The organism is Paraglaciecola aestuariivivens, assembly GCF_052983255.1.
In genome coordinates this window covers 432,564-447,532 of sequence record NZ_JBRKBA010000002.1, presented here as the reverse complement: position 1 = coordinate 447,532, position 14,969 = coordinate 432,564, and the positions used below count along the sequence as shown (strand labels likewise).

At 41.0% G+C, this 14,969-nt stretch carries 14 protein-coding genes; 3 read left to right on the top strand and 11 right to left on the bottom strand.

The annotated features are described in order from the left end of the window. Positions 1–66: 66 nt before the first annotated feature. From ACVCDT_RS04865 to wecA, 6 genes are all read right to left on the bottom strand, one after another. Entirely contained in the window at positions 67–1,521 is a 1,455-nt protein-coding gene (locus ACVCDT_RS04865) for a KpsE/RkpR family capsule polysaccharide export protein (protein WP_447131623.1), read from the bottom strand. A gap of 2 nt (positions 1,522–1,523) precedes the next feature. After that, positions 1,524–2,174, bottom strand: a complete 651-nt coding sequence (locus ACVCDT_RS04860) for an ABC transporter ATP-binding protein (protein ID WP_447131622.1) — start codon at positions 2,172–2,174, stop codon at positions 1,524–1,526. After that, positions 2,171–2,956: an ABC transporter permease gene (locus ACVCDT_RS04855; protein ID WP_447131621.1), complete on the bottom strand. Its 786-nt coding sequence runs from the start codon at positions 2,954–2,956 to the stop codon at positions 2,171–2,173. Before ACVCDT_RS04855 ends, ACVCDT_RS04860 begins: the two co-directional genes overlap by 4 nt. A gap of 40 nt (positions 2,957–2,996) precedes the next feature. Further along, on the bottom strand, positions 2,997–4,745 hold the full coding sequence (locus ACVCDT_RS04850) for a polysaccharide biosynthesis/export family protein (RefSeq protein ID WP_447131620.1): 1,749 nt from the start codon (positions 4,743–4,745) through the stop codon (positions 2,997–2,999). After that, positions 4,742–5,101, bottom strand: coding sequence for a hypothetical protein (locus ACVCDT_RS04845; RefSeq protein ID WP_447131619.1), 360 nt, complete (start codon positions 5,099–5,101; stop codon positions 4,742–4,744). The genes ACVCDT_RS04850 and ACVCDT_RS04845 overlap by 4 nt, the downstream gene beginning before the upstream one ends. Positions 5,102–5,196: 95 nt before the next feature. Beyond that, positions 5,197–6,261 carry a UDP-N-acetylglucosamine--undecaprenyl-phosphate N-acetylglucosaminephosphotransferase gene (gene wecA / locus ACVCDT_RS04840; protein ID WP_447131618.1) on the bottom strand — a complete coding sequence of 355 codons (1,065 nt, stop codon included), beginning with the start codon at positions 6,259–6,261 and terminating at the stop codon, positions 5,197–5,199. Positions 6,262–6,919: 658 nt separating this feature from the next. Between wecA and ACVCDT_RS04835 the strand changes: the two genes are divergently transcribed. From ACVCDT_RS04835 to galE, 3 genes are all read left to right on the top strand, one after another. Continuing rightward, entirely contained in the window at positions 6,920–8,407 is a 1,488-nt protein-coding gene (locus ACVCDT_RS04835) for a peptide MFS transporter (RefSeq protein ID WP_447131617.1), read from the top strand. Positions 8,408–8,524: 117 nt separating this feature from the next. Next, positions 8,525–8,827, top strand: a complete 303-nt coding sequence (locus ACVCDT_RS04830; RefSeq protein WP_447131616.1) for a DUF6170 family protein — start codon at positions 8,525–8,527, stop codon at positions 8,825–8,827. Further along, positions 8,827–9,843, top strand: a complete 1,017-nt coding sequence (gene galE / locus ACVCDT_RS04825) for a UDP-glucose 4-epimerase GalE (RefSeq protein ID WP_447131681.1) — start codon at positions 8,827–8,829, stop codon at positions 9,841–9,843. Before ACVCDT_RS04830 ends, galE begins: the two co-directional genes overlap by 1 nt. Before the next feature lie 65 nt (positions 9,844–9,908). On the opposite strand, the gene ACVCDT_RS04820 is transcribed toward galE, so the two are convergent. Genes ACVCDT_RS04820 through ACVCDT_RS04800 form a run of 5 tightly spaced genes read right to left on the bottom strand, consistent with a single transcriptional unit; the run spans position 9,909 to position 14,968 of the window. Beyond that, on the bottom strand, positions 9,909–10,673 hold the full coding sequence (locus ACVCDT_RS04820) for an MlaA family lipoprotein (RefSeq protein WP_447131615.1): 765 nt from the start codon (positions 10,671–10,673) through the stop codon (positions 9,909–9,911). Continuing rightward, complete coding sequence (ccmI, locus tag ACVCDT_RS04815) at positions 10,670–11,938, bottom strand: c-type cytochrome biogenesis protein CcmI (RefSeq protein ID WP_447131614.1); 1,269 nt, start codon at positions 11,936–11,938, stop codon at positions 10,670–10,672. The genes ACVCDT_RS04820 and ccmI overlap by 4 nt, the downstream gene beginning before the upstream one ends. Beyond that, a complete protein-coding gene (locus ACVCDT_RS04810) occupies positions 11,935–12,387 on the bottom strand; it encodes a cytochrome c-type biogenesis protein (protein WP_447131613.1) in 453 nt (150 codons plus the stop codon). Before ACVCDT_RS04810 ends, ccmI begins: the two co-directional genes overlap by 4 nt. Continuing rightward, positions 12,384–12,956: a DsbE family thiol:disulfide interchange protein gene (locus ACVCDT_RS04805; RefSeq protein WP_447131612.1), complete on the bottom strand. Its 573-nt coding sequence runs from the start codon at positions 12,954–12,956 to the stop codon at positions 12,384–12,386. Before ACVCDT_RS04805 ends, ACVCDT_RS04810 begins: the two co-directional genes overlap by 4 nt. Further along, positions 12,953–14,968 (bottom strand): heme lyase CcmF/NrfE family subunit, encoded by a 2,016-nt coding sequence (locus ACVCDT_RS04800; RefSeq protein ID WP_447131611.1) that lies wholly within the window; start codon positions 14,966–14,968, stop codon positions 12,953–12,955. The genes ACVCDT_RS04805 and ACVCDT_RS04800 overlap by 4 nt, the downstream gene beginning before the upstream one ends. Position 14,969: the final 1 nt, after the last annotated feature.

The following is a 14,969-nucleotide window of genomic DNA, read 5'->3' as shown; positions in this document are numbered from 1 at the left end:
TTTAACGCGTTATTGCGCCGCTTTTGCCTAGCTCAAGCGGCGTTTTTATTTGTGCAGATAAGCTTATTAACGCAACTCACTAGCCGTAGCTATAACAATGCGGCCAATACCAAACAGCATTAATGTAACGGCCAAAAATAGGCTAATGTTGTATAGCACTCTGGGATATTTAGCTTCTTGTGGATGGGTAGGCGACTCTACTGTAACTAAGTATTTAAGTTGACGGTACGCTTCTATACGCGACTTTTCTAATGAGACTTGCGAAGAGGTAAAGGCCTGAAGGGCTAGCTCCATATTAATTTTATAATCACTAAATTTAGCCAATACTTGCGACACACTAAGGTTTCGTTCTTCTGCTGGTAAAGATTCATTACCTAGGTTTTCACTGGTTAAACGCAAACGTTCTTTTTCTAGTTGTTCGGTCAAGCTTTTGAGTTGAGATCTCGCTTGTATCACCTGCGGGGCGTTGTCACTCATGCTGTTCTTCAGTGCATTGAGCTCTGTTTGTTTAACCGCAATCTCCCCTTCAAGGCGATAGGTTATTTGCTGTAAAGCCATACCTTCTGCTTGTGGGTCGAGAAGATTATGGCGTCTTTGAAAGTTTAATAATTCGGTTTTGGCGGTTTGTAAGCGTTTTTCAACTAATTCATGCTCTACCTTCACAAAGGCCAATTGCTCTTTGGCGAGGTTATGCCCTACTTCATTAATATACCATTCTGCTCTTTTAACTATGGATTGACTCAATAATCTAGCGAAATCTGGTTCAAAGGCTTTGACTTTTAGACTAATCACTTGCGAGGTTTCGTCAATATCGATTAATACCTTACTTAAATAATACTTAAGCAAGTCTTCACGACTGGCATCGCTGGCTAAGCGGCTGAAAACATCATATTGGCTGTCACTATAGTGCTGTGAGAGCGCCAAGTTGTTTTCTAGGTAGATCACCATGTCATTAGAATAAATAAAGGCTTTAACCAGCTCAGTATCTAAATTGCTAGAGCCTACCCCAAATCCCGCCATAATCGCCATAGTGGGGTCGAGCGTGGCCATGCCGTCAGGCTCTCGTACTATTAACTTAGCCTGACTTTCAAATTGTGGGCTGGCAAGTAACACTTGGTAAAAGGTAAATAATAAAAATGGAATTAACACACATACCGAAAAAGGCTTTTTTAATTTTGCCAAGCGAGCATCGCTCATTAAGCCACTCACTTTTACTTTTAGATCTTGAGCATTAGGTAACAGCTTGCCTTTAGTTTGCGACTCACTAGACGAATGCGTGGCTAATTCTGGGCTGGCTGCTAAGGCTTGTTTTTTTAACTCTTGTAACCGGCTTTGATTCTCGTCACTGGGATTTAGATTTTTAACTCTTTGCATTAACCTAAAGGCCAAAGCTTGGTCTGTGGCCTCTAGTTCATTGACTTTTTCTAACAAAAACGTGGCGTCAGTCCATTGCCCTTGAGTCAGAGAGTCTTTGAGTTGACTAAATCTTTGTTCCAATTTCATTTGTGCCTGTTGTGTCATTTTTATAATGCCTGATATTGTTCGATCCCTTGCTCGAGATCGTTATAAAACGTTAATTCACCCTGGTGCAACACTATGGCGCTATCACAGAACTGCCTGATTTCGTCCATATTATGACTTACCATAATTACATTGGCTTTCTCGCTACGTTCAAGCAGCGCGGCTTTGGCTTTTTTACGAAACTTTGCGTCACCCACAGAGGTGACTTCATCAATTAAATACAGATCAAAGTCTATGCCTATAGAGCATGCAAAGGCCAATCTTGGTTTCATCCCACTAGAATAGCTTCTTACTGGCAAGTCGAATTTGGCACCAAGTTCAGCAAATTCTATAACGCGTTTTTCGTATTCATCTAAATCAGCAATTCCGTTTATTTTGCCAATAAAGCGGGTGTTTTCTCTGCCTGTCATTTGCGGATGAATACCAGTAGACAATGCCACCGGCCAAGAAATACTGAGGTCGGTTATCACTTTACCTTTGTTGGGATATTCACTGCCGGCCAGCAGTCTAAATAAAGTCGATTTACCTGCGCCATTAGAGCCCAAAATGCCAATATTATGGTTGGCGGGAATATCAAAATTCAGGTCTTTGAAAATATATTGATTACCCAATCTAGAAGGATAATATTTGGTGATATTGTCTAATTTTATCATCGACTAATCGCCTGCTTCCAAAACACCTGATAAATAGCTAAAGATAAAAAGCTACACACCAAGGTGACCCCGGCTAAATACTGCAAACTTACCCCATAACCACCATAAGTTGCGTACACTGCAAAACGCGATAGTTCTATAGCATGTAATATTGGGTTCCAATCGAGCAGGGGCCAGTATTGTTTAGGAAAGTCTTGCAGCGAAAAGAATACCCCAGAGATAAAAAACAATGGCCGAGAGATCAATTCTCTTAACTTGCCAATTTCGGCAATAAATAACTCAGCTATGCCAAAAAATAACCCTAAAGCCACAGCTAACACCCAGAGTAATAACAAACAACTTAAAAAAAGCAGCGGGTCGCTAATGGTTATTTCCATGTTTAAAAAATACATAATAATAATAATGCCAATAAACACGAAGACTTTAACCAAGAGTTGAAATACCGCGCCGGCTAATACCGCACTTATGGGTTGTACCTGCCTAAAGGCAAATAGCGCTTTATTCTTTTTAATGGAGCGAGCAGAATTGCTAAGGGTTTGTAAAAAGCTTTGGATCAACAAAATACCAATGGCCATAAAAGTAAAAGTAGGCATGCCATGGGTTTCGCCTCCGCCTAATCGGCCGCGAATAAAAGACAACACAAAAATAAACACAATAGGGTTTAACACTGCCCAGCTTAAGCCAAACTTATCGTTAAAGCCTGTGCGTATTTCTCGGGCAAAAAGCGCAAAGATCACATCTTTCCAAATGACCCAAGGGCTGCGCTTTGTCACTGTTGTCATAATCAGATAACTTCAGTTAGGCTAACGCAAAGTGCTAATGTTATTTAACAACATTAGCGGCTATGGCAATTTGATACACAATTTGCGTAATATCTTTTACCGCTTGTAAAACTTTAGTATCAATTTTAGGTAGCACTAAAATTTGGTCACCGGCTTGTAGTTGATGGTTTTTATCATCGCCATACCAACTGCTATCGGCATCGTAAAATACGGTTAAGCCATTGGCTTTTACTACAGCTATACGTTCGTCGTTAGCTCTTTCGCTAAAGCCCCCTGCCCATGCCACATAATCTCTAATACTGGCTTTAGGATTAAACACTATGGCTTGTGGCATTAATACTTCGCCCGATACCTGAATCAGATCTGAATTAGCGGGGATCACAATTTCATCGCCTTGCTCAAGCCTGATATTGGCCACTTTGCCATCTTCAGCCACTATCACTTTACCTAAAGGCTTAATGCTTCTGGCGCGCTCAACAAACTGGGTAACAAGTTGTGCTTCTTGGGCACGAATGCCGGCTTCGCCACTAGAAGAAGCTGGCGCGGTAAATATGCTACGCTCTAATCGATTAAGTGATTCTTCTATTAACAGCTTTTGCTGCTCGGCTACACTTTTGCGTTTGATATAAATCGCGCCGAAATTAGCTTGTTTAGGATCAATTTCAACATGGTTCAATAAATCCATTAAACGCGTGTTGGTTTTCACTGTATAAAAGGATGGGCCTAAGTAACTACCAGATAATTGCACACTGATCACTTGGGGGCGGATGTCGTCATTAAACAGCACTACATCACCGTCTACCATTTTAAAGTCATTAAACTCATCAAGAGGAATATAAACCGAAATAGGGCCGTTATTTCTGTTGCCAGTAATAGCCACATGGCTAGTTTTTTCCAGTGGACGTGAGAAGTAGATTAAATCTGAGCCGGCATTTTTACTCGGCTCTAATTCAAATCTAAAAGGATACCTAGCCGCGCCCTCTACTGTCACCATAGCGCCTTGTTCTTGCACAAAAATCACGTCTTCATCTTGAAAAGAAAACGAGCTTAATTTGCCAGACTTTAAAAAGTCGTACAAATCGTATTCAAGCACCACTTCTTTATTGCGTAATACCTGGATATTTCGGTAACTGCCACGATAAGGATCTATGCCCCCTGCCCGTTTTAAATAAAACAATACAGAATCTGAGGCCAAACCAGCGTACTGACCTGGGCGTACAGCAGGCCCTGCCACATACACACTCACAGGGGTTGAGGTTAATAAGTTAACGTAAATACTCACGTTATTCGTATAAATAGCTTTAATATTTTGCGTAACAACTTGGTTAATGCGGTTGGCTGGCACCCCTTGTACTTTTATTGGCCCAACATTGGGAATAAAAATATTGCCTTGGTTATCTACTGTTACCACCTCAGCACTATTCACCGTACCCCACATTTGCACAGATATTTTGTCTCCGGGAGCCACTAAATAAGCACTATTAAGCCCATCACTGCGTTCAGATTCAAAACCACCTTGAAATAAGTTAGCGCCAAAAGGAGGTGGTAAATCTTCTTCGCCAGCTGGCATAGGGCCGGCATTAGATGGAATGTTTATAGCTTGATTGCGCCCAGTATCTTTACCGTTAGATTGAATATATTGCGACAAATCTACTTTATTACTTGAGCTAGCTTCTCTGGCTTGTTGCATTTGACTTTCACTAAGGTTTTGCTGCGCCATAGCCAACCCAGAAACAAGCCCAAACAATAAGCATGCAGTTAATCCATAACCTTTTCTGATGATATTCATAACTTCGCCTCTTGCATCACTTCGCCTTTATATTCAGACAGGACTTGTTTGACTTTAAACCAGTTGCCCTTAGTGTTTTGGCAATAAATTTGGTGCTGAATTTTTGAAGATAATTTACGGCACACTAAGCCAGTGGCGGCAAAGTATTTTGGCCCCAAAGCCACATTTTGCCCTTGTATAGTAAAAGAGTCAGTAGGGGGATTAGTAGATAACTGTGTATTTAAGGAAGAAACGATTTGACTGTTTGGGGCAAGATAACCTTGTTCAACCAAAGGTCTAGATGCAATAGGCTGCGAAACTGTAGTACAACTTAGCAAAAAAGCGCTGGAAAGGGCGAGTAACACTATGTTTTTCATAGAATAAATATGTCATTAACTTATTTACTAAAGTCTACCCTTTGAACTGGCAAAAGCCAACCACAGCTTAACTTAATTAGCGCTAGCGGTTTGCCTTAAACTTTGCGCCAAGTACGCACTACTCTGAGTACTGTCCAGATGTTATTTAGGGTCCATGTGTATCCAATTAAGGTTAACAAGAAGCCCCAAAACATTACATATTCTGGTACGGCATAAAGCTCACCTAGAATACCCACAACAGCAAAGCTGCTGCCCAGCAGCAATATAGCGGCTAAAGAGCGACGTGATGAAAATCCCGCACGCATAAAAATATTGTGTAAGTGATGTCTATCTGGCTTTAACATAGACTTGCCTTTTTTGGCACGTCTGTACATAACGGCAGCCATATCTAATAAAGGTAAGCCAATGATCCACACTGCAGAAATTGGACGCATAGCCGCTTCTGCACCTTGAGTAAAATCAACCAACAACCACACTATAGTTAAACCAACAAACATACTGCCGCTGTCGCCTAAAAAGATCTTATTGCCTTTAAAACCACGCCAACTTAAGTTAAACGCTAAGAAAGGTACAATAGCCGCAACCACCATCATAGGTGCCATAATGGCTTGGGTATTGTTAGAAGCCATCAATAAAAATACAACAGCCAAAAGCACCACTAAGCTCATGCCGCCTGCTAATCCGTCTATGCCGTCTATCATATTAAAAGCGTTAATCACCCCAACCACACAGATTAGCGTGAAGAAATACCCTTCTAAACCAAAGCTTGCATCGCCAAAGCCAAAGATATTTCCCAAAGAAGTAATGTAGTTTTGTGCAGCCAACGCCATGATACCCGCTACACCAAACTGGCAAATTAAGCGGCCCTTGGCACTTAAATCAAACTTGTCGTCTAACATGCCTAACAACACGATAAAGGTCGCAGCGGTAAAAAATAATGAACCGTTTTTAAACCACACATCTGTCACAAAACTGGCAATAATCACGGCACCATAAATAGCCACACCACCAGTAAGGGGTACGATTCCGGCGTGCACTTTACGACCATTAGGCTCATCAACTAAACCCAGTTGATGGGCAAATGGGGTCATAACAACCAAAAGTCCTAAGGCCACAAAAAAGGCAGTAAAAACAGGTAAAAAATCCAAATGACTAAACATTAACCTTCCCAGAAGTCTTTTGTACCTTGACCATTGTTTTATATTTCATAAAGTAAAAACCAATAATGTGTTGAGCTAGTTTTATTCTTAGATGTAGTGTGATTTTTTAAAACACTTTTTTAATTTATTAAGCCGAAAATAGGCCCTAAGTAGAAAGCGCTTTAATTTAACCGCGCAATCTTACCAAACTTGGCCATTGAATGACTAGTTAATTAGTTTTTTTTATTTTTATACAAAGTGTAAATCTTATTGAATTTAAAAAAGAATCTTAACCCGAGTAAAGACTTATAACTGTAAAAATTAGTAACTCAGATTTTTACCCCAAAAAAGGTTCATTAAATGTGCATTTTTTCTGCCCTGTTTGGCTAAATATTGTTGACTAATTTAGGTAAAAATACCACACAGTCATCTAGGTTTTGTATAAGAATATCCCGCAAAGGCTGCTTGTTTTCTTGAGTTGTGCTAACGACTCTAGTATAAACAACTCGTCAAAATAACAGACACTCAGCAAAAACTGCATGTAATGGCACTAGCCTAGGCCGGTAACAAAACAGACAAAGTTTGCAAACGCTTGAATATATTAGGACTTTCAGGGGAAACCTAATTCTCAATAGCGCTTTTTAAAGTGTCAAATACTATAAAAACAAAGGTAAATTGAATGACAACTAAAACCAAAGACTTTTTAGGTCACCCAGGTGGATTAAGCACCTTGTTTGTGACAGAAATGTGGGAGCGCATGAGTTATTACGGCATGCGAGCCATGCTAGTACTTTTCATGACTGCAGCAATTCAAGAAGGCGGACTCGCCATTACTGTAGCTTCGGCCACAGCCATTTATGGCTTATATACAGGCTCGGTTTACTTAATGGGCTTACCTGGTGGTTGGATGGCCGACCGCTTAATAGGTGGACAAAAAGCCGTATGGTACGGCGGTATCATTATTATGTGTGGCCACATTGTTTTGGCTATTCCTAGTGAACATACTTTTTTCATTGGTTTGATTTTAGTGGTATTAGGTACGGGTCTACTTAAGCCTAACATCGGCGCCATGGTAGGTCAGCTATACTCTAGCGATGACCAAAGACGTGACAGTGGTTACACCTTGTACTATCTAGGTATCAACTTAGGTTCGTTAATTGGTTACGGTGTGTGTGGTTATTTGCGCATTAACATGGGCTGGCATTGGGCCTTTGGTGCCGCAGCTGTAGGTATGGCTATTGGTCTATTAACTTACCGCGCTACACTACACAAATTAGAAGGTGCTGGTGCAGAGCCTACAGTGAAACTTTCACCAAAAGCTGAAAAAATCAGCTGGACTGTGATTGGATTATTTTTACTGGGTATTGTGGCAGTAACTTACATGTTGATGAACAACATGATGACCTTTCAACCTGTTGTTGTAGCAGAAAATTTTGCCATCATAGCGACTATCTTATTCTTAGTGTACTTTGCTGCAGTGTTTTTCTTAGGTAACAACAACCCATCAGAAAAACGTCAACTAGGTGCATTATTTTTAGTCTGTATTGCCTCTATCTTTTTCTGGACAGGTTTTGAGCAAGCTGGCTCTTCATTAAACCTATTTGGTCAAGATTACACTGACCGTATGATAGGTGCATTTGAAATTCCGCCGGAGTGGTTACAATCCGCTAACTCGTTTTTCATCATCCTTTTGTCGCCTTTCTTTGCAGCTTTATGGATTAACTTAGCCAAAAGAATGATTACCCCTAGCTACGGATTAAAATGTGCCCTAGGTCTAATCATTATGGCAACCGGCTTTTTAGTGATGTTCTTTGCAGCACAAATTGCCGCATCTGGCCTTAAAGTTGCGCCTTATTGGTTAATTGCTACTTATTTCTTACACACTGTAGGTGAGTTGTGTTTAAGCCCAGTGGCATTAAGTGCGGTAAGTAAATTGTCACCTAAGCGTTTTGCTGGTCAAATGATGGGTGTTTTTGTATTAACTTACTCAATAGGAAACGTAATAGCGGGTCTATTGGCCGGTAACTTTGATCCTAACAATGTTGATCAAATGCCTAACCTTTACCTTCAGATCAGCTTGTTCACCATTTCTATTGGTATCATTATCTTCTTGTTTACTTTCAAAACTAAGAAGTGGGAAAAACTAGCTGAGAAACCTGCAAACTAGGCTCCATCAGTTAAACATTAAGCCTTGCTGTCTTAGGGCAGCAAAGCAGTAACCCAAAGCCCAATTTTATTAAATATATCATTGGGCTTTTTATTATTTGTTCTGGGCAACACCTATATGAAATTTTATTTTTCCACCAAACACATTCCACAATTACAAGGCTTAAGTTTGACCCAAAGGTTAGACGCCATGCAAATGGCAGTAAAAAAACTGACTGGCCCAGAGAAACTATTACTGAATGTATTAAAAATGTGTGTGGTTATACCGGCCTTTGTTTTAATTTTACAAGTAGCCTCGAATTGGCTAGCCATAGTGTGGGCTTTGTTAGTAACATTATTATATCCAGCCATAGTGAAACCCATTCAATATGGCCTTTGTGCTAAGTACCTAGCACAATCACATCAACATGGAGACGAATGATGCAGACAATATTGGTAACAGGTGGCGCAGGCTACATAGGTAGCCATACGGTTTTACAATTACTAGAAACCGACACCCAGGTCATAGTGTTAGACAATCTATGTAATTCTTCGCCAGAATCACTTGCGCGTGTAGAAGCCCTCACCGGAAAATCCGTGATTTTTGTGCAAGGGGATATTCGCGACCATACCATATTAGAACTGTTATTTTCCAAGCACTCCATTAATGCAGTCATCCATTTTGCAGGATTAAAAGCTGTGGGTGAGTCGGTAGAAAAACCCTTAAATTATTACAACAACAATGTATATGGCACCCTCACACTTTGCGAAGCCATGAAAAAGTTTGGGGTCAAGAATTTAGTCTTTAGTTCTTCGGCTACTGTCTATGGCGACCCAGTTTCTTTGCCTTTACGTGAAGACATGCCTACTGGCCAACCCACTAACCCATACGGTATGTCTAAGCTTATGGTGGAATTGGTACTAAGAGATCTCTATCAGTCTGACAATAGCTGGAACATAGCTTTATTACGTTACTTTAACCCTGCTGGGGCCCACCCATCTGGAAAAATTGGTGAAGATCCTAACGGCATTCCTAACAATCTAATGCCCTTTATTACCCAAGTGGCCACAGGCAAGCGTGAACAACTGTCGATTTTTGGTAACGATTACGACACCCCAGATGGCACAGGGGTACGTGACTATATTCATGTTGAAGACTTAGCAGCTGGGCATTTAAAAGCCTTAGAAAAATTACAAACTCAACCAGGCTTAGTCACCTACAACCTAGGAACAGGCCAAGGCTACAGTGTATTAGATATGGTAAAAGCCTTTGAACAACAAAGTGGTCAAAAGGTACCTTATCAATTTGTTCCAAGACGCAGTGGTGATGTGGCGGCCTGTTATGCAGATCCAACCACAGCCAAAGAAGAACTAGGCTGGCAAGCAACCCGTGGTTTAGAAGAAATGTGCCGCGATGCTTGGAATTGGCAATTTAATAACCCTAATGGTTACAAATAGCCTTTTTGAACTGCATAAAAAAACCCTGCCATTTAGCAGGGTTTTTACTTTTACAAATCCATTAATTACAAGTCGTTTAAAAACGCATCAATGTCGTCTTCAAGTGCGGCTTCTTCTGCAGACTTTTCTATTTTTCCGTCTTTGACTTTAAATTCTAAATTTTGAAAGTAGGCACTTTTTACAAAGCTGTAAGGATCCGCTGAGTTTTCTAATTGTTGTTCTTGTTGTATTACAGAGGCGCGGCTTTCAAGGGCCTTAATTCCTACTCTTAGCACACTAAAATAAAAGTTAAGTCCGTCTATTGGCAAATAAGCGCTGTCTACAAAGTCTCCTACTGAGCTACGCACATCAGAAGGGCCTCTAGCAGGGATCATTAAATAAGGGCCAGTGTTTATTCCCCATTTACCTAGTACCTCTCCAAACTCTTCTTCTTGCTTGCTGAGGCCGATTTCGCTAGCAACATCAAATACCCCTAACAAACCTACAGTACTGTTTAATAAAAACCGCCCTAGACTGACCACACTGCCTTCAACCTTACCCTGCAGCAAATTATTTAAACTGTTAGACGGCTCTTCTAAGTTTTCTGCCATATTGTACAAGCCTGTTCGCGCAGCTTGTGGCATATAATCTACATAGGCCACTGTCACTGGACGCAGAATATACTGGTCTAAAACATCATAGTTAAAATCCCACATAGCGCGGTTTAACGGCTCTAAGGGATCTTTAGGATCTTGATATTGTTGCGCCTGTTGTTGGTTGCTTGACTGACTGGCACATCCCCCCAATAGCAAAATGCTTAGGGTGATAAACAGCATACCGACTTTGTTCATTGTATTTCTCTATTAATGGTAAGGGTTAACGCTTGAGTATTATCTGCATCTAATTCAATCAGTTGTTCGCCTTGAAGCTCACCTGGGGCAAGGGCAACGTTTTCATCTTGTGAAATCCGCGCCACGATTTTAGCTTGTTTTAATTGCGATACAGTATAGTTTGCCACCATAGCATTTTGGTTTGATAACACTAAGGTTAAAGGAAACTGAGATAAAGGTTGTTTAACTACCGCAGCTGGCATTTTAATTTGTCCGTCAGCCGCCTGAGCAAACACAAACAGCATCCCTTGTTTGGGTAATTTTTCTATTAGAGCTGGGCTAATTTCTACTGTGACTTCAAGTTTAGGCGCTTGGCTAAGCCCCTTAGCTGTTCGCTCAGCTTGATTTGCATCACTGGCTAACATTGATTTACCTAACTCTGCCTGCAGCTGAGCAATACGCTCTTCTATGGCCTGATAGTTTTGGTCAGACTTAGGGATAAAGGGCAATAACCTTTGCCAATTTTCGAGGGCTAATTGTCTGTCACCTAATTCAGAGGCCACTATGGCTAATACTCCCATAGCATTAGTGTTATCTGGCTCCAAAGCTAATAGGTGCAGTAATACCCGTTTAGCCTGTAACACTTGTTGTTCTTGCCCTGTCATTAACAAGGCTTGGGCGTAACTTGCCAAAGTGCCGGTATTGTTTGGATCAAACTGCAAAGATTTTTCAAAGGCTTGTATGGCGCTATCAACACGCTTTAATGCCCCAGATACCCGACCTAGCAGCATCCAGCCCATTGGATCTTCTGGACGGCTAGCCAGCTTAGTACGCAAACCTAGAGCAAAGTTTTGTAAGTCTTGTATTTGTAGACTTTCATCCCCTTGCAGCATTCTTTTACCTAGTTCAGCTGTGTTATTTTGTGCTTCTTGCCATTGTTGAATTAGGCTAATCTGATTAGCGTAAACATAGACACTGGCCCCTAGCACTATACTCACCACCGCACCAATCATAATTGGCCAATGACTGCTATTAGTTTGGCTAGTTTCAGTCTTTTGCTCAGCTAATAAAGCCAAGGTAATTTCATCTTTTGCCAATTGTTTATCTGAGTCAGATAACAAACCTTGTTGTACTTCACTGTCTAATTCACGTAAACGATCTTTAGTGAGGTTTTGGTTATCTAAACTAAGGTTATTGTTGTTTTCTGTATGCACCAACCAAGGATAAATAACAAAGCCCAATACCACTATCAGACAAAGTGCCGCCCCCATATAAAAGCCCATCATTGGTCACGCTCCAAAAGCGCTTTAGCTTTAGCAAGCTGGGCTTGATCTAGGTCTTTAGCTTGAGATTTACGGCTGATAACAATGCCTGCAGCGGCAAGTAAAATAAAGAGTACAGGCAATGCCCATAGCCAAATAGTCATCATATTCACTGGTGGCTGATAATGAACAAAATCACCGTATCTTTGTTTCATAAAATCAATCACTTGCTCTTTATCCTTGCCGCTTTTCACTAACTCATAAACCTTACGTTTTAGATCTATGGCAATCATGGCATCAGAATCTGCAATATTTTGATTTTGGCATTTAGGGCAGCGCAGTTCTTGAGTCAACTGTAAAAACACTTGCCTTTGCTTAGGGTCTTCAAAGTCAAACTGCTGTTGTGCAGCTAAAGCCCCCAAACTCAAAAATAATAAAACTAGGCTTAAATTAAGTATTAATACGCGCTTCATTCTTGCACCAACTCTGCATATTTATTGGCGAACTTTTTATTCCAAACCCGTTGATTTAAATCGCCTATATGGTGCACTTGGATTTTGCCCTGTTGATCGATTAAAAAGGTTTCGGGCGCACCAGTTACCCCTAAATCGAGAGATAAATCACGCTTTACATCAAAAATATTAAAGGCATAAGGATTGCCTAACTGCCTTAGCTTGTCTTGCACTTCTTGCTGAACACGGGCCACAGTTTTTATGCCAAAGTCGGGATCGATATCTTGGTCGTAATACAAACCCACTATATGTTTGCCAGATTGTTGCAACTCAAGTAAATAGGGGATCTCCACGGCACAAGTTACGCACCACACTCCCCACACATTTAATAAGGTTAATTTGCCCTTAAACACCTCTTGGGTATAGATGTGTTCAGGTTGCATCAAGTCTGGCAAGGCAAAACTCGGCACAGGTTTAGCCAACAAACTCGATTGATGGCTACGAGGATCAGAAAACAAACCCTTAAATAAAAACACTATTAAGCCTAAAAATAACACTAAAGGAATCAGATAAACCCCTAACTTTTTCATCCTAACTGCTCCTGTAGTGAAGAGGTTGCTGCTTGTGACTTAGTCTCTGGGCGTTTCTTGGCGGCAAGTTTAGTCATGCGATAACGTTTATCGCTCATAGACAACAGCCCACCGAATGCCATGATAAAGGCTCCCAGCCATATCCAATTAATAAAAGGTTTAACATAGATACGAATAGACCAATCGCCATTGTCTAATTGTTCACCTAAGGCCACAAATAAATCTCGGGTAAAACCTGAGTCTATTCCCGCTTCTGTCATCACATTTCGTTGCACAGGATAAAAGCGCTTTTCAGCTTGTAAACTCGCCACTTTTTGTTGAGCTTGATATACATCAAAGCTACCCACGTCAGAGGAATAATTAGGCCCTTGTTGTTGGGTTACCCCTTTAAAAGTAAATTGATAACCGCTTAGCGCCAAGCTATCACCCGGCGCCATACGTACATTTCGCTCTACATTGTAAGCACTCACTAAGGCAATACCGATTAAACTTATGGCAAAACCTAAATGACCAGCAACCATGCCCCAATGACTAGGTGTAAGGCTTTGTAAGCTCTGCCAAATTGAGCTTCCGCTTGTGCGAATTTGTGGTGAAATACGTTGGCGAATTTCTAATATTGTGGTCACCACTATCCAAAAACTCATAACTAAACCAAGGGCCGCCATATATGAACTTTGTGCAAAACTCGCATTGACCAACAGCCCAGCACTAAGACTTAAAGCAAAAGCCAATAAAAGTTGTTTGTATAAAGCGCGAGGGTTTTGGTTTTTCCATCTAGATAAAGGGCCAATGCCCATAAACAACACAAAAGGCACAATTAAATAACTAAACATTTGATTAAAGAAGGGCGCACCTATAGAAATGGAGCCCATGCCCAATTCTTTGTGTACAAGAGGCAACAGCGTACCCAATAACACCACTATTGTGGCTGCACTTAAAAATACATTATTGCCAATTAAAAACACTTCACGAGAAAATAATTGGTATCGACCATAACCCTTTAATTGCGGGGCACGATAAGCATAAAAGCCCAACGAGCCACCAATAATGACCACTAGCAAGCCTAAAATAAACAAACCTCGGCTAGGATCACTGGCAAATGAATGCACAGAAACTAACACCCCAGAGCGCACTAAAAAGGTACCTAATAAACTTAACGAAAAGGCCGAAATTGCCAATAAAACAGTCCAAGATTTAAAGACTTTACGTTTTTCGGTAACCGCTAAGCTATGCAATAAAGCGGTGCCTACTAACCAAGGCATAAAGGACGCATTTTCTACTGGATCCCAGAACCACCAGCCGCCCCAACCTAGTTCGTAGTATGCCCACCAACTACCTAGAGCAATGCCTACAGTTAAAAACGACCATGCAGCAATAGTCCAAGGTCGCGACCATCTGGCCCAAGTTGAATCTAATTGCCCAGAAATTAACGCGGCTAAGGCAAAAGCAAAAGCCACAGAAAACCCCACATAGCCCATATACAACATAGGAGGGTGAATGATCATGCCAAAATCTTGCAACAAAGGGTTAAGATCTTTGCCGTCTATAGGATAAAAGGGTAAAAGCCGCTCAAAGGGATTAGAGGTCAGCAACATAAACAAATAAAAGCCTATGCCTACCATGCCTAATATAGCCAATACTCTAGCCACCATTTGTAGCTCAATAGCGCGACTAAACAAGGCGACCGCAACAGTCCATATTGAAAAAATCAACACCCAGAGTAAAAACGATCCTTCATGCCCTCCCCATACTGCCGTTACTTTGTAATAGATAGGCAAAGTGCTGTTAGAGGTGTTTGCCACATAAGTTAAACTAAAATCGTCGGTGACAAAACCATAGGTTAAACACCCATAAGCAAAAGCGGTAAACACAAACATACCAATGGCCAAGGGTTTTGCCATTGCCATAAGTTTGGCATCTTGTTGGTAGGCCCCCCACATAGGGCAAATCGCTAGCAAAACCCCAATCATTAAGGCTAGTACTAGGGATAAATTACCTAATTCAGCTAGCATA